This window comes from Streptomyces sp. NPDC012825, assembly GCF_042900925.1.
Lineage (GTDB): Bacteria > Actinomycetota > Actinomycetes > Streptomycetales > Streptomycetaceae > Streptomyces.
Map to the genome: position 1 here is coordinate 37,327 of NZ_JBIBBZ010000025.1, position 17,847 is coordinate 55,173.

Genomic DNA, 17,847 nt, shown 5'->3' on the forward strand with positions numbered 1-17,847 from the left:
GCTTTCAGTCGTCCGCCGATGACCGAACGTCTCGAAACGGGGAGTGAAGGCATCGCGTTCCCGGTTGCTGAGGAGTGAAACTCCATGTCCATCAAAGTTCTGATCTGTGATCGACTTCCGCTGGTCAGGGACGGCCTGCGCACCGTGCTCGACGCGTGTCCCGACATCGACGTGGTGGCGACCACCGACAGCTCCATGCAGACCGCGATGCTGGCGCGCACCCACCGTCCCGACATCGTGCTGATCGGTCTCGACGAACCCGCTCCCGATCTGGAGCTGATCCGCAGGCTCAGCGCGGAGGAGCACCCCGACGGACGGCTCCCGCGCGTCGTGGTCTTCCAGTTCGACTACACCGACTCCATGGTGGCCGACCTGCTGACCGCGGGGGTGAAGGGACTGATCAGCCGGGATTCCACCAGCGACGACGTGATCGCGGCGACCCGGCTGGCGGCTCGCGGGCGCACCGTCCTCAGCCCCGACATCGTCGACCGTCTCGTCGGCTGGTTCCGCGACCGCGACACCATCCCTCCCGCCGGCGACCGGCCGGAGGCGGACGCGCTGACCCGCAGGGAGCGCGAGGTGCTCAGGCTCATCGGCCAGGGCATGTCGATCGAGGACGCCGCGGCGGAGCTCTACATCGGCGTCAGCACCGTACGCACCCACCTGCACCGCGTCCGGCACAAACTCGCCCTCAAGGACCGGGCGCAACTCGTGGCCTTCGCCTATCAGGCCGGCATCATGCGCGAAGCGGCCTGACCATGACCGCCCCTCCCACCCGCTTCGTCCTCCCCACCCGCTTCAACGGCCCGCCGGAGACCGCCAACGGCGGTTACGCCTGCGGGTACTTCGCCGGCCTCGCGGCCTCGCGACACGGACCCGACGTGGCCGTGACGCTCCTCGCCCCGCCCCCGCTCGGGACCGAACTCACCTTTCACCCCGGCACCCGCAGATCCCAGGTCCGCCACGGCGAGCGGCTGATCGCCACCGTCGCCGGAGGTGCCGGCGAGTTCGACGCCCCTGCCCCGGTCGGCCTCGCCGCGGCCCGCGAGGCGTCCACGCGCTTCCTGGGCACCACCGGCCACCCCTTCCCCACCTGTTTCGTCTGCGGCACCGACCGCGCGGTGGGGGACGGCCTGCTGCTGGCACCCGGAGCCGTCGCGGGCAGACCGTCCACCGTGGCCTGCGTCTGGACGCCGGACCGCTCGGACGCCGACCACCGGGGAGACGTCGGGGCGCCCGTCGTGTGGGCCGTCCTCGACTGTCCCGGAGGCTGGACCGACGACCCGGCCGAGGAACCGATGGTGCTCAGCCGGATGGCCGCGCGGATCTACGGCCGGCCGGCCCCAGGCCGCCCCCACGTCGTCGTGGGACGGAGGCTGCGCCGCAGCGGTCGCACCGCGGTGAACGTCACGGCCCTCCACGACACGGACGGGAACCTGATCGCCGAGGCCTCGGCGGTGTGGGCCGCCGTCAACGGCACGGCTACCCCCGTCGTGCCGCACGTCCACAACCGGGCTTCCGCCGAATCCACCGCCGAGTGGACGCACGGCGGGCGTCGAGCCGAATAGCTTTCACGGAGGCTGCGGGCCCCGGACAACCGGTGCCCGCGACAGAGAGGGAATCGAGATGACCGCCGAGGAATCCCATCCCGTCCGATACACCGTCGTCGTGAACGACGAGGAACAGTACTCCGTCTGGCCCGCCGGCAAGGCACTGCCCGCGGGCTGGCGGGAGGCCGGCAAGCAGGGAACGAAGGACGACTGCCTCGCGTACGTCGCGGAGAACTGGCAGGACATGCGTCCCCTCAGCCTGCGCCGCCGGGACTCCGCCCGCGTCTGACCCCGACCGGCCAGGCGCCCTCCGACCTCCTGTACTGCTCGGCAGAAGGACTACCCAGTGACCACCTTTGCTGAAATACGTGAACCGTCGCGCACCGGGAGCGCTGACTCCATTCCCGGACTCTTCGAGCGCCGGGTCGCGCTGACCCCCGACGCCACGGCCGTCAGCGGCGGTGACACGCGGCTGAGCTACGCCGAACTCGACGCCGACGCGAATCGCCTGGCACACGCGCTGAGCGAGGCCGGAGTGTCGCCGGGCGCCCGTGTCGGCGTCTGCGCCGAGCGCTCCCCCCGGCTGATCGTCGCGCTGCTCGCCGTGCTGAAGGCGGGCGGCGCCTACGTCGCCCTCGACCCGAAGCAGCCGCGGGAACGGCACCGGACCATCGTCGAGGACGCCGGCATCACGGTCCTGCTCACCGAGAGCCACCTCCTGGCGGACGTCGACGGCCTGGCCGGCCGCTCCCTGGTCCTGGACGAGGAGTCCTCCGGGAACGACCGGTGGCCCGACACCGCTCCCGCGCCGTCACCGGGCGCGGACGACCCCGCCTACATCGCCTACACCTCGGGGTCGACCGGCGTCCCCAAGGGCGTGGTGGTCCCGCACCGCGCCGTCCTGCGCCTGGTCACCGAGCCGAACTTCCTCACGATCGGCGCCGACGACGTCTTCCTGCAGTTCGCGCCGGTCGCCTTCGACGCGTCCACCCTGGAGATCTGGGCACCGCTGCTCAACGGCGCCCGGCTCGCGGTCTTCCCGCCCTTCGCGCCGACGCTCGACCAGCTCGCCGAGGAGGTCGAACGCGAAGGCGTCACCGTCCTGTGGCTGACCGCCGGGCTCTTCCACCAGATGGCCGACGGCCCCCTGGAGCGGCTCGCCGGCGTCCGCCAGCTCGTGGCCGGCGGTGACGTGCTGTCCGTCGCCCACGTCAACAAGACCCTCGCCGCCCACCCCGGCATCCGGGTGATCAACGGCTACGGCCCCACCGAGAACACCACGTTCACCTGCTGCCACGTGATCACCGAGAAGATCGACTCGGAGACCGTGCCCATCGGCACCCCCGTCACCGGAACCCAGGTGTACCTCCTGGACGACGGGATGCGTCCGGTCCCCGACGGCGAGACCGGCGAGCTGTACGCGGGCGGCGACGGCGTGGCCCTCGGCTACCTCGGCCGGCCCGAGCAGACCCGGGAGCGCTTCGTCCCCGACACCTTCGGCCCCCTGCCGGGCCGCACGCTCTACCGCACCGGCGACCTGGCCAGGAGGCGTGCCGACGGCGTCGTGGAGTTCGTCGGCCGGGTCGACAACCAGGTGAAGATCCGCGGCTACCGGGTCGAGCCCGGTGAGATCGAAGCCGCCCTGCTCGCCCGGGACGACATCTCCGACGCGGCCGTCGTCGCCCAGGACCGGGTCCACGGCGGCAAGCGCCTGGTCGCCTTCTACGTCGCCGACCACGGCCTGTCCGTCCCCGAGCTGCGCGCGGGCCTGTCGGAGACCCTGCCCCCGTACCTGGTCCCGGCCGCGTTCGTACGGCTGACCGGGCTCCCGCTGACCGCCAACGGCAAGGTGGACCGGGCCGCGCTCCTCGGCGAGATCTTCCGCGACCGGCCCGACCTGGGCAGCGAGTACCGCGCTCCGCGGGACGGGGTGGAGCGGGAGCTCGCAGAGCTCTGGGGCGACCTGATGGAGATCGACGAGATCGGCGCCGACGACGACTTCTTCGAGTTGGGCGGCCACTCCCTCATGGCCACCCAGATCACCGCGCGCATCTCCGCCCGCTGGAACGTGGAGGTCACCGCCCGGGCCTTCTACGAGAACCCCTCGGTGGCCGAACTCGCGGCCCTCATAGAGGAGTCGGTGAAGTGAGGATCACCGTTCCCACGGGCGAGCCGACGATCGACCCGGACTCCGTCGACCTGTTCGACCCCACCCTGTACTCCACCGGCGACCCGCACGCCGTCTGGCGCGCCCTGCGCGCCCAGGCACCGGTGCACCGGCAGACGCTGCCGGACGGCCGCTCCTTCTGGAACGTCACCAAGTACCACGACGTGAACGACGTGCTGCGCGACCACACGCGTTTCACCTCGAGCAAGGGCACCCTGCTGTCCATCCTCGGCTCCCAGGATCCGGCCGGCGGCAAGATGATGGCCGCCAGCGACCCGCCGGTGCACTCCGCGATGCGCGAGCCGCTGATGAAGGTCATGTCGCACCGCGCGCTCAAGGACCGCCAACCACAGATCCGGCGCATCGTGCACCGCCGGCTGCTCGCCCACCTGCTCGACGGCGGGACGTGGGACATCGCGGCCGCGGCCGCCGACTTCCCGATGGCGTTCACCGGCACCCTCATGGGACTGCCGGAGCGCGACTGGCCGCGCCTGACCAAGCTCACCACGATGGCCGTCGCGCCGACCGACTCGGAGTTCCAGGAGGGCGGCGGCCACGCCACCCTGGTCGCCGCGCACCACGAGCTCTTCGACTACTTCTCCCGGTTCGTACGGCGCCACCCCGGCGGCGACGACCTCGTCGGCTTCCTCGCCTCCATGGAGGCCGGCGGACGCCGGCTGCGGCACGACGAGATCGTCTACAACTGCTACAGCCTGCTCCTGGGCGCCAACGTCACCACCCCGCACGCCATCGCCTCGACCGTGCTCGCCCTGATCGAGCACCCCGGGGAGTACCGGCGGCTGCTCGCGGACCCGGCCCTCGTGCCGGGAGCGGTCGACGAGGGACTGCGCTGGTCCTCGCCCGCCAACCACTTCATGCGGTACGCGGTGCGCGACCTGGAGCTCGGCGGCGCCCGGATCGCGCGGGGCGACGCGCTCGTCACCTGGCTGGGCTCGGCCAACCGCGACGAGGACGTCTTCCCCGAGCCCTACCGCTTCGACGTCTCCCGCCGGCCCAACCGGCACGTCGCGTTCGGCTTCGGCCCGCACTACTGCATCGGCGCGCCACTGGCGAAGATCGCGCTCAACCTCCTCTTCGAGGAGATCGTGCGGGTGGTCGAGGAGTTCGAGGTCGCCGGACCCGTCGAACACCTCGAGTCGAACTTCGTGGCCGGCATCAAGCACCTGCCGCTCGCCGCCCGGTTCCGCGCGGGCGGCGAGCGACTGCTGCGGGACGCGCTGCGCGAGGGACTCGTGAGCGCATGACATCCTCCGCCACCCATCCGACCGCACCGGAGACGACGGGGCCCGCCGCGGGTCCCGTGGCCCTCGCGCAGCGGTTGATCAGGTTCGAGACCGTCAACCCGCCGGGCGCCGAGCGCGCCTGCGTGCTGTGGATACGCGACCTCCTGGACGCGGCCGGCCTGGAGACCCGGCTGCTGTCCCTCGACCCGGAGCGGCCCAACCTGATCGCCCGCCTCCCGGGCCGGGGCCTTGCCGAGCCCCTGCTGCTGCACGCCCACGTCGACGTGGTGCCGGTGGCGGGCCAGCACTGGACCCGGCCGCCGTTCGCCGCCGACGTCGTCGACGGCGAGCTGTGGGGCCGCGGCGCGGTCGACATGAAGGGCCACCTGGCGATGATGCTGGCCGCCCTGCTGCGGCTCGCCGGGACCGGCACCCCGCCCGCGGGCGACGTGATCCTCGCGGTGGTGCCGGACGAGGAGGCCGGCAGCGGCACGGGCGCGCGCTTCCTGGTGGAGCGCCACCCCGAACTGTTCGAGGGCGTGCGCCACGCGATCGGCGAGGACGGCGGCGCCGAACTCGCCCTCGGCCGGCGACTGCGGCTGCACCCCGTCGTCGTCGCGGAGAAGCGCGCCTGCTGGGTGCGCGCCACCGTGCGCGGCGAACCCGGCCACGGCTCGCGGGCCGCGGGCCCGGGCGGCGCCGCGCACAAGCTCCTGCGGCTCCTCACCGCCATCGACGGAGGAGGCCTCGGCACGGTGATGACCCCGGTCGTCGACCGGATGCTCGCCGAACTGTCCGCCGTGCTGCCCGACCCCTACGCCCGGCACCTGGCCGCCTTCCGGGCCGACCCGGACGACGCCGCGGCGCTCGCCGTCTTCGAGGAGGGCGACGCCCGGTACCTGCGCTCGCTCGTCCAGCACACCGTCAACGCCACCGTCGTCCACGGCGGCACGGCCACCAACGTGCTGCCCGCGCGGATCGACGTCGACCTCGACGGGCGGCTGCTGCCCGGTGACTTCGGGCGCGAGGACTTCCTGGCGCGGCTGCGCGAACGGGCCGGCTGCGAAATGGACCTGGAGGTCCTCGTCGAGGGCGAGCAGATGCCCGAACCGCGGCTCGACGGCTTCTACGACCGGCTCGCCGGGATCCTCAGGGCGAAGGACCCGCAGGGCGTGCCGTTCCCCATGGTGACGACGGCGTCCACGGACGCCCGGGTCTTCCCGCGGCTCGGCATCCGCTGCTTCGGCTGGTTCCCGATGCGGCACGCCCTCGACAGGTCCTACCGCGGAAGGCTTCACTGCCCGGACGAACGCATCTCCGTCGAGGCCCTGGAATTCGGCGCGGACTGCTTCCACGAACTGCTGGCCGGCCATGGCTGAGGGGCCGGACGTCACCGTGCTGCCGCCCCGGACGGCCGCCGGGCTCGCCGGCCGGATCGCGGCGCTGACCCGCGCCGCGTACCGCGGCTCGGACCCCCTGCCCGGCCTGCCGGTCCCCGACGGGGCCACCGAGACGGAGGCCGCCGTCCGCGCGGATCTGGCGTCCGGTGCCACCGTGTGGCTCGCCGAAAGCGCGCCAGGCCGTCCCGTCGCCGCCCTGAGGGTCACCGAACTGCCCGACGGAGCCTGGGGAATCGGCCGGGTCTCGGTACTGCCCGCCGCCCGCGGCACCGGGGTCGCCCGGACCCTGCTCGACGCCGTCGAGGACGCCGCGCTGCGCGAGGGCGTGCCGGTCCTGCGCCTCGACGCGGTGGTCGAGCGGTGCCTGCCCCCGCTGTACGCGCGCCTCGGGTTCGCCCCCGTGCGCCACTGGCCGAGCGGCGACAAGCCCCTGACCGAGGTCACCATGGAGCGGCGTCCCGGTGCGCCCCCGCGGCCCGGGCAGCGATCCTGGCTCGGGGCCGGCGACGGTGTGCGCGTGCACTGGTTGCTGACCGGCGACGCCCTGCTCGCCGTCATCGGCGACGACACCGCCGAGGTGCCGCCCGGCACCCGCCTCGCCGGCATCGACGTGTGGCGGGGCGACGGCCCGCGCGCGCACGGCCGCCTGCGCGACCTGCTCACCGCGACCGGCCGCCGCGCGGGCGGGACGACCGTCGCCTTCCCGCCCGGGCGCCACGCCGCTCCCGTCCATCTGATGCCCCGCGCGGCGGAACCCCGGCTGCACGCATGGTGCCGGTTCCGCCCCGGCGCGGAGCTCCCCTGGAACGGGGCGGGTCCGGACCTCCCCGAACCCGTCCCGTCCGCCGCCCGTCCCGATATCCGTACCGACGCAGTCAGGTGCACGTGATGGAACTACTCCAGGCCCACACCGATGGGCACCAGGACGCGCCACCGCTCCCGGTGGACCTCGCACCCCACGCCGACAACACCGGGATCACCGGTGCCGACGGCCTGTCCGGCGGTGCCTTCAACCTGTGGGGCAACACCTATCCGGCCGACGAACTGCCCACCGCCGGCACGGCCGTGGTCGACGGACTGCCCTTCCGCTTTCCGCTCGGCCCGCCCGGCGAACCGGACAACGTGCGCTGTGCCGGCCAGTTGATCGAGCTGCCCCCCGGACGCTACGACTGGATCCAGCTGCTCGCCGCCGCCGAACGCCGCACGGAGGACCAGGTCCTCCTGCACTACGCCGACGGCTCGGTCGACCCCGAGTGGCTGCGGGTCTCCGACTTCTGGCCGGAGACCGCCTCCCGCTTCGGCGGCGTCCCCGCCTACACGTGCACGCGCCTGCACTACCCGCGCCACGTCGAGCGCAAGTTCGGCCCCACCCTGTGGCGGCACCGCGTGCCCGTACCGCGCGAGAGCGCACTCGCCGCGATCCGGCTGCCGGACAACCCCGCCGTCCACGTCTTCGCGATGACCCTCGTCCCGGCACGGCCCGGACCGCGGGCGCAGGAGGTGCCGTCATGAGCGTGCTCATCGACGGCGTACGGCCGTGGCGCCACGACCTCGGCGGCTGCCTGCACGGCTGCCTGGCCACGCTCCTGGAGCACCGGGGCGTCGCGGCGCTCCCCGTGCTCGGCGCGGCCTGGACCTTCCGGCACTTCCCCGACGGGGTGCGCCGCGAGGAGTACTACTACCCGTACGCGGGCGACGACTCCCTGCTCGGGGCGCTCGCCCCGCACCACCCGGTGCGCTCGCGCTGGCACGAGCCGGCCGACGCGGCGGCCGGCTGGCGGGAGGTGCGGGAACAGCTCCGCGCGGGCGTCCCCGTCGCGGTCGCCGTGGACAACTACCACCTGCCGTTCCGCCCGGCCTACCGGGACGTGCACTCCAACCACCTGGTGGTCGTGCACGGCTACGACGAGGAGCGCGGCACCGTACGGGTCCTGGACGCGGTGCCGCCCGCCTTCCACGGCGACATCACGCTCGCCGAACTCGCCGCGGCGCGGGACTCGGGCAACGAACTCGTGCACGAGCGCGACATGTTCTTCACCGGCGTGCGGATCGGCAACAGATGGCTGTCCGTCGAGCTGGACGCCGCCCCGGAGGACTTCCCGGCCCTCGACCGCGCCGAGGTGGACCGGGTGCTCGGCCTCAACCGGGAACACTTCGCGGCGCCGTCCGGCGGCGACGGATACCGGGGGCTCGCCGGGCAGCACTCCTTCCTGCGGGACACGGTCAAGCGGCTGGGCGCGGGGGAGGACGTCCGCGACGAACTCTTCGTGGCCTCCGGAGCCGCCCTCGCCTGCACCGCCGTGCACGCCGACTGGCTGGCCCTCGCCGGCCGCACGCTGGACCTGCCGGGCCTGGTGGAGCAGGCCCGGGCCGTGGACCGGGTCGCCCACCACTGGTCGGCCCTCCGCATCTTCGCCGCCCTCACCACCGAGGGCGACGTCACCCCCGACCGCCTGAACCGACGGGTGGACGCCCTGATGAGGGACCACGAGAACACCCTGAGCGGGCTGGAGTACGAGAGGGCACACCTGTGACCGGACCGAAGCAGGGCCGTACCGCGGACAAGCTCGCCATGCTGGGCGGCGGCCGCGCCGTGCCCAAGGACCTGCGCATCGCCGCCTGGCCGCAGGTCACCGACCAGGACCGGGCGGCCGTGCAGCGCGCCCTCGACTCCGGCCGGTTCACCGCGGCCGCGGCGGGCGAGCGGGAGATACCCGGCCTGGAGGAGGAGTGGGCGCGGTTCACCGGCACCCGGCACGCCGTCGCCGTCGCCAACGGCACCGCGGCGATCTCGATCGCCCTCGGAGCCCTCGGCCTCGAACCCGGTGACGAGGTCATCGTGCCCGCGCTGAGTTTCATCGCCACCGCGGCCGCGCCGCTGCACCTCCTCGCGGTACCGGTGTTCGTGGACGTCGACCCGGTGACCTACAACATGAGCCCGGCGGCGATCGAGGCGGCCGTCACCGAGCGGACCAGGGCCGTCGTCGTCGTCCACCTGCACGGCCTGCCCGCCGAGATGGACGAGATCACCGCACTGGCGCGACGGCACGGCATCGCCGTCGTCGAGGACGCGGCACAGGCGCACGGCGCCGAGTACCGCGGTCGCAAGGTCGGTTCGATCGGCGCGATCAACACGTTCAGCCTCAACGTCAGCAAGAACCTGGCCACGTGCGGCGAGGGAGGCCTCGTCACCACCGACGACGACGGGCTCGCCACCAGGGCGGTCATGCTGCGCCAGTTCGGCGAGCTGATCCCCGAGCGCGGCGAGCGGTCCTACGTCTCGCACGTGCTGGGCTGGAACAACAAGCCGAGCGCCCTGCAGGCCGCCTTCACCCGCAACCGGCTCGAATGCTTTCCCGACGAGGCCAAGCGGCGTGACGAGAACGTCCGCCGGCTGCTCGACCGGGTCGCGGAACTGCCCGGGTTCCTCCGGCCCCGGGTGCCCGCCGACCGCACCCACGCCTGGCACATCCTGCGCTTCCGGGTCGATCCGGCGGCCTTCGGCCTCGCCGACTCGTACGCGGGTCCGCTGCGCGCCGTCGTCCAGCGGGCGCTGCGGGCCGAAGGGGTGCCCGCCGCCCCGTACCAGCTGATGCCGCTGCCCGCCCAGCGGATCTTCAGGGAGCGGCGCGGGTTCGGCGGACTGCCGTGGTCGCTGCCCGGGGTGCCCGAACGCCCCTTCCGGGAAGAGGACTTCCCGGTGGCGTACCGCCTGATCGACGACTCCTTCGCCCTGCAGAAGGCCCACCTGCACCCGGACGCCGGGCCGCTGCTCGACCGGTACGCGGACGCGTTCGAGAAGGTGTGGGCGTTGCGCGAGAACCTGCTCGGCATCGCCACGTCGCTGCCCCACACCCCTCCGTGGGAACAGGCGGAGAAGATCGCCGCGTCCGAGTGGGACGGCGCGTTCGGCCCCCGGGAAGGCGCGTCATGAGCGCCGAGGACCACATCACCCGCGAACTGACCGCCATCTGGCGGGAGGTCCTCGAACTCGACGAGGACGAGGTCGATCCGGAGGAGTTCCTCTTCGAGGTCGGCGGGACCTCGCTGCAGGCCGTGCAGCTGATGACCCGCATCCGGGAAGCGTTCGGGGTGGAGATCGAACTGGCCGTCATCTACGCCGAGGGCAGTGTCGGCCGCCTCTCCGAGCTGGTGGAGGAAGGCCTTCTCGCGGGGCTCGACGGCCTCACCCCGGAGGAGGCCCTGCGGCTGCTGCAGGAGGAGACCGCACGGGCCGAACGGACCGGAGACCATGCCTGACGCCCACGCCCTCCCGCCACGGCCCCGGGGCCGGCCACCGGGTGCCCGCGGGCGCGACCGGCGGTTCCCCCACGCAGGACAGTTCGGACTCACAGCCCCGACAGGGCGCGAAGGGAATGAGGAATGACCATCACGGGATCGGACACCGCGCCCGAGAAGAAGGGGCTCGCCGACATCAGGAAGGCGCTCCTGGAGGCCAAGCTGAGCCGGCAGCGGGCCGGCGCGGCGAAGGAGAACCGCATCGACCGCGTCGACCGCACGGGACGGCTGGAGGTGTCCGACCAGCAGCGCCACCTGTAGGTCCTGCACCAGATCGCCGCCGAGGATCCGGTCTACAACGTCCCGATCGTCCTGAGGCTGCGCGGCCGGCTCGACGTGGCCGCGCTCACCGAGGCGCTGCGCCGCCTCGTCGTGCGCCACGAGGCGCTGCGCACCCGGTTCGGCGCGGAGCGCGGCGTGCCCTACCAGGTGATCGACGAGGCACCGGACACCTGGCGGCTCCCGGTCACGGACCTGTCCGGGCTCCCCCCGGCCGACCGCGAGGCCCGGGCCCGCGCCTGGACGGAAGAGCGCGCCCGGGCCCCCTTCGACCTGGAGACGGGACCCCTCTTCCACACGCACCTCCTGCGGCTCGCCGACGACGAACACGTCCTCGCCCTCTGCCTGCACCACATCGTCGTCGACGGCTGGTCCGTCGGCGTGGTCACCCACGAGCTGGCCGCGCTGTACGAGGGCGGGGAGCTCGGCCCCCTCGACATCCAGCCCGCCGACCACGCGGCCTGGCAGCGCCGGCGCCTGGCCGGGGGCGCCCTGCGCGAACAGCTCGACTACTGGCGCGACACCCTCGACGCGGTACCGTCCCTGGACTTCCCCACGGACCGGCCCCGCCCCTCGCAGCCCGCCTGGGCGGGCGCCGAGCTCGAACTCGAACTGCCCGACGAGCTGGGCCCCGCCGTCGCCGGGCTCGCCCGCGCCGAGCGCGCCCCGCTGCTCGCGGTCCTGCAGGCCGCCTTCCTGGCCGTGCTCGGCCGCTACACGGGCGAGGACGACCTCGCGGTGGGCTCGGTGTTCTCCGGGCGCACCCGCAGCGAGACCGAGCCGCTGGTGGGCTTCTTCGCCAACACCCTGGTCCTGCGGACGAGCATCGCCGGCGACCCCACCTTCCGGGACCTGGTCGCACGGTGCAAGGAGGTGGTGCTCGGCGCCCTCGCCCATCAGGACGTTCCCTTCGGCACCCTCGTGGAGGAGCTGCGCCCCGAGCGCGTACCCGGCCGGAACCCGCTGTTCCAGATCAGCTTCACCCTGCTGACGGGGTCGGTCGTCGGCGAGTTCGCCCTCGGCGACCTGGCCGTCGAGAGCGTGCCGGTGGAGAACGGCACCACCCGCTTCGACCTGGCCTTCCAGGTCAACCAGGGCACCGACGGCCGGCTCGGCGTCTGGCTGGAGTACTCGACGGAACTCTTCGACCGGGACCGGATGGAACGCCTGGTGGGACATTTCCGCCACGTGCTCGAACAGGTGATCGCCGATCCCGGGCTGCGGCTGTCCGCCGTGAGCCTGGTGCCCGAGGACGAGCGCAGGCGACTGATCGAGGGCTGGAACCCCGCGCCCGTCGACCGGGCCGGGGACGGCCTGCTGCACCAGCTCGTCGAGCGGCAGGCCCGTGCCGCGGGCGACCTGCCGGCCGTGCGCTTCGAGGGCGCGGAGCTGACCTACCGGGAGCTGGAGGCGGACGCGAACCGGCTCGCGCACCTGCTGCGCGACGAGTTCGGCATCGGACCGGACACCGTGGCGGGGCTGTTCCTCGACCGGGGCCCCGACATCCCGGTCGCGCAGCTGGCCGTGCTCAAGGCCGGCGGGGCGTTCCTGCCGCTGGACCCGCAGCATCCGCGGGAACGCGTCGCCGTGTACCTGGGCGACGCCCGCGCCCGGGTGGTGATCACCACCGACGTGCTCGCCGCCGGCCTGCCGGCCGGCACACCGGTGCTGAGCCTGGACGACCCGGCGGTGCGGCAGCGCCTGGCCTCCGCTCCCGCCACCGCGCCGCACGCCGTGAACTCCCCGGACGACCTCGCCTACGTCATCTACACGTCGGGATCGACCGGCGCGCCGAAGGGCGTGATGATATCCCACCGGGCGGCGGCCACCTTCGTGCTCAACGCCGGGGAGCTGTTCGGGATCGCCCCGGGCGACCGGCTGCTGCAGTTCGCCAACCCGGCCTTCGACGTGTCCGTCTTCGACTTCTACGGCGCGCTCGGTTCGGGAGCCACCGTGGTCGGCGCGCCCCGGACCACCCTGCTCGACCCGGACCGGCTGCAGGACCTCATGCGGCGCGAGGGCGTCACGGTGGCCGACGTGCCGCCGGCCGTCCTCCGGCTCCTCGACCCCGAACCGCTGACCGAACTCCGGGCGCTGTTCGTGGGTCTGGAGGCCTTCCCCGCGGAACTGGTCAACCGCTGGGCGACCGGGAAGCGCGCGTTCCACAACGGCTACGGCCCGACCGAGGCGACGGTGGCCTGCATCGACTACCTCTGCCCGCCCGGCGGACTGACCGCGCCGCCGCCGATCGGCACCGCGATGGACGACCACCGGGCCTACGTGCTCGACGACTCCTACGAGCCCGTCCCGATCGGGGTGCCGGGCGAGCTGTACGTCGCGGGAGCCGGCCTGGCGCGCGGCTATCTGAACCGCCCGGACCTCACGGCCGAACGCTTCCTGCCCGACCCCTTCACCGGCGTCGGCGAACGGATGTACCGCACCGGTGACGTGGTCGTCCGGCGCGCGGACGGCAACCTCGAGTTCCGGGGCCGCGCCGACCGCCAGGTCAAGATCCGCGGCCTGCGGATCGAACCCGACGAGATCGAGCACGCGCTGATCCGGCTCGACGGGGTCCGGCAGGCCGTCGTCACGGTCGACCTGCCGGGCACGCCGCAGGCACGGCTGATCGGGTACGCCGTCCTGGAGAGCGGCACCGGCGCCGACACCGAGAAGCTCCGCGGCGCGCTGATGAACTCGCTGCCCCAGCACATGGTCCCGGCGCAGATCCTCGCCCTCGACGCGCTGCCGCTCACCCCGAACGGCAAGCTCGACCACAAGGCGCTGCCCGCTCCCCGGCAGGCCGGCGACCGGGTCCACGTGGCGCCCGGCACCCCCACCGAGCAGGTCCTCGCGGACATATGGGCGCAGCTCCTGGGCGTTCCCGCGGCCGGCATCGGCAGCCACGACGGCTTCTTCGACCTCGGCGGCAATTCGCTCCAGGTCACCCGCCTGATCTCCCGCATCCGGGACTCCCTCTCCATCGACCTGGAGCCCCGCACCCTCTTCGCGCATTCCGCGCTCCACGACCTGGCCGCCAGGATCGACCAGCACCTGGCGGACGCGGCCGCGGAGGAAGCGGCTCTGGAGGCGGCCCTGGAGGCGGAGATCGCCGGTCTTTCGGAGGAGGAGCTCGACCGGCTGCTCAGGGAGGAGGGCTGATCCTCCGGAGACACGCGGAAGGGCGCCGGACCCCGAGGGGTCCGGCGCCCTTCCGCGTCGGCGGATCACACGGGCGGCGAGGTCCTGCGGCGCGCGCGGAGCAGGGGGAGGACATCGGCGCGCAGCTGTGCCGGAGTGCCCAGGGCGAGCGAGTCCAGCGCCGCCCGCCGGTAGAAGAGCTGGGCGTCGCACCCCTCGGTGAGGCCGTGGGCACCGTGCACCTGGAGCACGTCACGCGCCGTGTCACGGGCCAGTTCACCCGCCATGGCGAGGCACTGCCCCGCTGTGAGGCGGTGGTCCCCGCCCCGGTCGGCCTCCCACGCCGCCGCCCGGGTGAGCAGGTGGGCGGAGTCGGTCCGAGTGGCGAGACGAGCCAGCGTGAAGGCGAGCGACTGCTGCCGGCCGATCGGGCCGCCGAACTGGTGCCGCTCGCCCGCGTGGGCCACACCGAGCCGCAGCGCCCCCCTGCTCAGCCCGACGAGGTGGGCGGCCTGCAGCACCCGGGCCGAGCCGGTCAGCTCCCGCCAGTCCCGCTCGTCGAGGTCGAGCCACGCGAGGACCGGGGTGCCGGCCAGCCCCACCGCGTACAGCTCACCGCGGCTCAGCTCCTCCTGCCGGCGCAGCCGTACGGTGGGGTCGTCGCGCTCGACCAGGGCGGTGCGGAACTCTCCGGCGGCCGTCCGGCCCGTGACGAGGAGCAGGTCGGCCTCGGCGGCGCACACGACGAAACGCCGCTCCGCGGTGAGCAGCCGCCCGGTCGCGTCCACGGAGAGGGGAGCGCCGCCGGGGTCGGGGCGACCGTCGCGGATCGCCGCCGCGACCGAGGTACCGGCGGCGATCCGCTTGAGGAGCGTGTCACGGGAGGAACCCGGGGCCGTGCGCAGCAGTGCCTCGGAGGTGAGGACCGTGTCGGCGAACGGCCCCTGGTAGAGGACCTCGCCGAGCCGTTCGGCGACCACGGCCAGACTCTGCAGTCCCCGCAGCGCGCCGGGGACCGGCGACTGGTTCAGGGCCAGGACGTCCAGATCGGTCAGTGCCTGCCAGACCATCGCGCGGACGTCCGCGTCGTCCGGTCCGTCGGCGGGGGCGTCGGTGTGGCGGGGGCGATCGGCCATCCGCCGGACGAGAGGGGCGAGTTCGTCGTCGAACACGTCGGTGACGATCTGCCGGAGCGCTGTGTGCTCGGGGGCGGGGGTGACATCCATGGCGGGTGGTTCCCAGTCCGTGTCGGGGGCTCAGCCGGGCAGGCCGAGTCCGGTTGCGGCGATCAGGGTGAGCATGACCTCGGAGGTGCCGGAGGCGAGGGTGAGGCCGGGTGCCTCCCGGGCGGCGGCCTCCAGGACCGCGAGGCCTGCCGCCTCCTCGTCGTCGCCGGCGAGGAGGGCGTCGAGGCCGCAGAGCTCGGCGGCCGTCGAGGCGACCCGGCGGGCCGTCTCGCCGGCCGCGTACTTGGCCATCGCCGAGTGCACCTCGTCGGGCTGCCCGTCGCGCAGGTGGTCCACGCACCGCCAGGCGAGCAGGCGGGCGGCCGTGACCTCGGCGTCGAGGGCCACCAGGCGCTCGTCCGCGACCGGGTCGGAGCCGTCGGTGGCGTCCAGGACGGCGTCGAGCCAGTGACGCGCCTTGGCCTGGAACTCGATGCCGGTCCGTTCGAGGCCCAGGACCTCGCCGATGAGGTGCCAGCCGTCGTCGACCGCGCCGAGGACGTCGTCGGCCGTGAGCCGGATGCCGGAGAGCGTGATCCGGTTGAAGCGTTCGTCACCGATGTTCCACAGCGGCTCGACGGCGACGCCCGGGGACCGGAGGGGGACCAGGAAGACCGTGATGCCGTGGAAGCGGACGCCGGACTCGGTGGTCCGCGCGGCGCACAGCGCGAAGTCGCCGAGGTGCGTCTTGGCGCTGTAGACCTTGGTGCCGAAGAGCCGCCAGCCGTCCCCGTCCTTCTCCGCCCTGGTGCGCAGGGCACTGAGGTCCGAGCCCGCCTCGGGTTCGCTGAAGAGCACACCGGCGATGCTCTCGCCGCGGGCGATGGGCGGCAGCAGCCGCGTCTTCTGCCGCTCGCTGCCGTACAGGAGCACCGCGAGGCCGACGATGTCGATGCTGAGCGTGTGCGCGATGTCGGGCACGCCGTGCGCGATCAGCTCCTCGGTGAGGATCGCCTTCTCGGCGATGCCCGCCCCCAGGCCCCCGTACTCGCGGGGCCAGTTGGGGGCCAGCAGGCCGCGTTCCCCGAGGCGGCGGTAGACGTCGAGGAGGCCGCCCTCGGTGCCGGGGCGGGCGCGTACCGCCGCCGCCTCGGCGCGCGTCTCGTCCGTGCCGAGGACGGCGCGCACGGCGTCGCGGTACGTCCGCTGCTCAGGCGTCGGTTCCAGAAGCATCGGGCCCTCCTTCGCCGTGCTCGTCCAGTACGCGCCGCATGCCGGCCGCGACGACCTCGGTCAGCGCCTCGGGCGCGTCCAGGAACGTGTAGTGCTCGCCGGGGAGCACACAGGGGTGGAAGCGGCCCGGCTCGGCGTACTCGCTCCAGCCGCTCATCCGGTCGGGCCGGATCTCGACGTCGGCGTCCCAGCCGATCGCGTGGAGCGCGGACGGCAGGCGCACGGGCTTGTCGAGGCGGTAGGCGCGGTTGGCGTCCACGTCCGCGCGCAGCACGCCGAGGTTCATCTCGATCAGCGCCGGATGCGGTTCACCGCCCATGGCACGCGTCAGCTCGGCCAGTTCCACGGCCAGTTCCTCGTCGGACATGCCGAGGAAGCGGCCGAACGGTCCCTCGTGCGGAGGGACCTGGGAGGAGAGGAACAGGGCCGAGGGCACGGGCATGCCCCGGTCCCGCAGATGCAGCGCCGTGGCGAAGCCGGGCAGCACCCCGCCGCAGTGGCCGAAGAAGGCGAAGGGCCGGTCCAGATGGGGGAGCAGCGCTTCGGCCAGCGGCTCCGCGAGGTCCTCGTACGTGCCGTAGTGCGGGTCGCGCACGCGGTTCTCACGGCCGGGCAGCTGTATCAGGCACACCTCGGCGGGGCCGATCCGCTGCGGCCAGCGGTGGTACATCGACGCTCCCGTGCCGGAGTACGGGAAGCAGAAGAGCCGGGCGGGGGCTTCGTCCTTGGGCTTGCGGAGCAGCCAGCGTGGGGGACGGGGCGAAGGGGCCATACCGGGGATCACCTCGTGACGGGAGCGGCGGGCGTGGACGCCATGCCGGCGGCGAGGGTGGTGCCGTCGGCCGGGTCGATGAGCAGGAAGGAGCCGGTCAGCCGCGAATCGGCGTACGCGTCGAGCGCGAGCGGCTCGGTCGTGCGCACCCGGACGCGGCCGATGTCGTTGGCGACGAGTTCCCCGGGACCGGCGTCCTGGGAGAGGTCATCGAGCCTGAGCCGCGAGGGGATGTCCGTGACGATCGCCTTGACCGTGCGGGTGGTGTGCTTGAGCAGGACCCGCTGGCCGACCGTGAGCGGCCGGTCGGCGACGTGGCAGACGGTCGCGTCCACGTCCTGCACGACCCGGGGCGCCTCGGCGGTGCGGACGATCATGTCGCCCCGGGAGACGTCCAGCTCCTCGGTGAGGTGGAGGGCGACGGACTGACCGGCCCGTGCGGTGTCCGCGGGAACTCCCAGGACGTCGATGGCCTTGACGCGACTCGTGTGCCCCGCGGGGAGCACGGTGACTTCTTCGCCGACGTGGAAGGTTCCGGCGGCGATCTGTCCGGCGTAGCCGCGGTAGTCGGGGTGTTCGGCGGTCTGGGGGCGGATGAC

16 protein-coding genes and 1 pseudogene are annotated in these 17,847 nt (G+C 73.5%); 13 read left to right on the top strand and 4 right to left on the bottom strand.

Features of this window, described 5'->3' with window-relative positions; genetic code table 11:
* The first annotated feature begins 84 nt into the window (after nucleotides 1–84).
* From ACFY7E_RS30450 to ACFY7E_RS30510, 13 genes are all read left to right on the top strand, one after another.
* On the top strand, nucleotides 85–756 hold the full coding sequence (locus ACFY7E_RS30450) for a LuxR C-terminal-related transcriptional regulator (RefSeq protein ID WP_389490473.1): 672 nt from the start codon (nucleotides 85–87) through the stop codon (nucleotides 754–756).
* 2 nt (nucleotides 757–758) lie between these two features.
* Nucleotides 759–1,568, top strand: coding sequence for a hypothetical protein (locus ACFY7E_RS30455; RefSeq protein WP_389490476.1), 810 nt, complete (start codon nucleotides 759–761; stop codon nucleotides 1,566–1,568).
* Between the two features lie 58 nt (nucleotides 1,569–1,626).
* Entirely contained in the window at nucleotides 1,627–1,839 is a 213-nt protein-coding gene (locus ACFY7E_RS30460) for an MbtH family protein (RefSeq protein ID WP_389490478.1), read from the top strand.
* Nucleotides 1,840–1,896: 57 nt separating this feature from the next.
* Nucleotides 1,897–3,699 carry an amino acid adenylation domain-containing protein gene (locus tag ACFY7E_RS30465; RefSeq protein ID WP_389490481.1) on the top strand — a complete coding sequence of 601 codons (1,803 nt, stop codon included), beginning with the start codon at nucleotides 1,897–1,899 and terminating at the stop codon, nucleotides 3,697–3,699.
* Nucleotides 3,696–4,982, top strand: coding sequence for a cytochrome P450 (locus ACFY7E_RS30470; RefSeq protein WP_389490483.1), 1,287 nt, complete (start codon nucleotides 3,696–3,698; stop codon nucleotides 4,980–4,982). The genes ACFY7E_RS30465 and ACFY7E_RS30470 overlap by 4 nt, the downstream gene beginning before the upstream one ends.
* Nucleotides 4,979–6,340 (top strand): M20/M25/M40 family metallo-hydrolase, encoded by a 1,362-nt coding sequence (locus tag ACFY7E_RS30475; protein ID WP_389490485.1) that lies wholly within the window; start codon nucleotides 4,979–4,981, stop codon nucleotides 6,338–6,340. The genes ACFY7E_RS30470 and ACFY7E_RS30475 overlap by 4 nt, the downstream gene beginning before the upstream one ends.
* The gene (locus ACFY7E_RS30480) at nucleotides 6,333–7,250 is read left to right on the top strand and encodes a GNAT family N-acetyltransferase (RefSeq protein WP_389490487.1); all 918 of its coding nucleotides are present in this window, start codon (nucleotides 6,333–6,335) and stop codon (nucleotides 7,248–7,250) included. The genes ACFY7E_RS30475 and ACFY7E_RS30480 overlap by 8 nt, the downstream gene beginning before the upstream one ends.
* A complete protein-coding gene (locus tag ACFY7E_RS30485) occupies nucleotides 7,250–7,873 on the top strand; it encodes a hypothetical protein (RefSeq protein ID WP_389490489.1) in 624 nt (207 codons plus the stop codon). The genes ACFY7E_RS30480 and ACFY7E_RS30485 overlap by 1 nt, the downstream gene beginning before the upstream one ends.
* A complete protein-coding gene (locus tag ACFY7E_RS30490; RefSeq protein ID WP_389490492.1) occupies nucleotides 7,870–8,895 on the top strand; it encodes a BtrH N-terminal domain-containing protein in 1,026 nt (341 codons plus the stop codon). The genes ACFY7E_RS30485 and ACFY7E_RS30490 overlap by 4 nt, the downstream gene beginning before the upstream one ends.
* Nucleotides 8,892–10,295: a DegT/DnrJ/EryC1/StrS family aminotransferase gene (locus ACFY7E_RS30495; protein WP_389490494.1), complete on the top strand. Its 1,404-nt coding sequence runs from the start codon at nucleotides 8,892–8,894 to the stop codon at nucleotides 10,293–10,295. Before ACFY7E_RS30490 ends, ACFY7E_RS30495 begins: the two co-directional genes overlap by 4 nt.
* The gene (locus ACFY7E_RS30500; RefSeq protein ID WP_389490497.1) at nucleotides 10,292–10,621 is read left to right on the top strand and encodes an acyl carrier protein; all 330 of its coding nucleotides are present in this window, start codon (nucleotides 10,292–10,294) and stop codon (nucleotides 10,619–10,621) included. The genes ACFY7E_RS30495 and ACFY7E_RS30500 overlap by 4 nt, the downstream gene beginning before the upstream one ends.
* 123 nt (nucleotides 10,622–10,744) lie before the next feature.
* Nucleotides 10,745–10,921: a hypothetical protein gene (locus ACFY7E_RS30505; RefSeq protein ID WP_389490500.1), complete on the top strand. Its 177-nt coding sequence runs from the start codon at nucleotides 10,745–10,747 to the stop codon at nucleotides 10,919–10,921.
* Nucleotides 10,922–10,933: 12 nt separating this feature from the next.
* Nucleotides 10,934–14,098, top strand: a complete 3,165-nt coding sequence (locus tag ACFY7E_RS30510; protein ID WP_389490511.1) for an amino acid adenylation domain-containing protein — start codon at nucleotides 10,934–10,936, stop codon at nucleotides 14,096–14,098.
* Nucleotides 14,099–14,163: 65 nt separating this feature from the next.
* On the opposite strand, the gene ACFY7E_RS30515 is transcribed toward ACFY7E_RS30510, so the two are convergent.
* The 4 genes and pseudogenes from ACFY7E_RS30515 to ACFY7E_RS30530 form a co-directional block, all read right to left on the bottom strand.
* A complete protein-coding gene (locus ACFY7E_RS30515; protein WP_389490502.1) occupies nucleotides 14,164–15,303 on the bottom strand; it encodes an acyl-CoA dehydrogenase family protein in 1,140 nt (379 codons plus the stop codon).
* Nucleotides 15,304–15,333: 30 nt separating this feature from the next.
* Nucleotides 15,334–16,476, bottom strand: coding sequence for an acyl-CoA dehydrogenase family protein (locus ACFY7E_RS30520; RefSeq protein ID WP_389490504.1), 1,143 nt, complete (start codon nucleotides 16,474–16,476; stop codon nucleotides 15,334–15,336).
* On the bottom strand, nucleotides 16,454–17,248 hold the full coding sequence (locus tag ACFY7E_RS30525) for a thioesterase II family protein (RefSeq protein ID WP_389490507.1): 795 nt from the start codon (nucleotides 17,246–17,248) through the stop codon (nucleotides 16,454–16,456). The genes ACFY7E_RS30520 and ACFY7E_RS30525 overlap by 23 nt, the downstream gene beginning before the upstream one ends.
* Nucleotides 17,249–17,256: 8 nt before the next feature.
* Nucleotides 17,257–17,847: pseudogene (locus ACFY7E_RS30530) on the bottom strand (hypothetical protein); the annotation flags it as partial.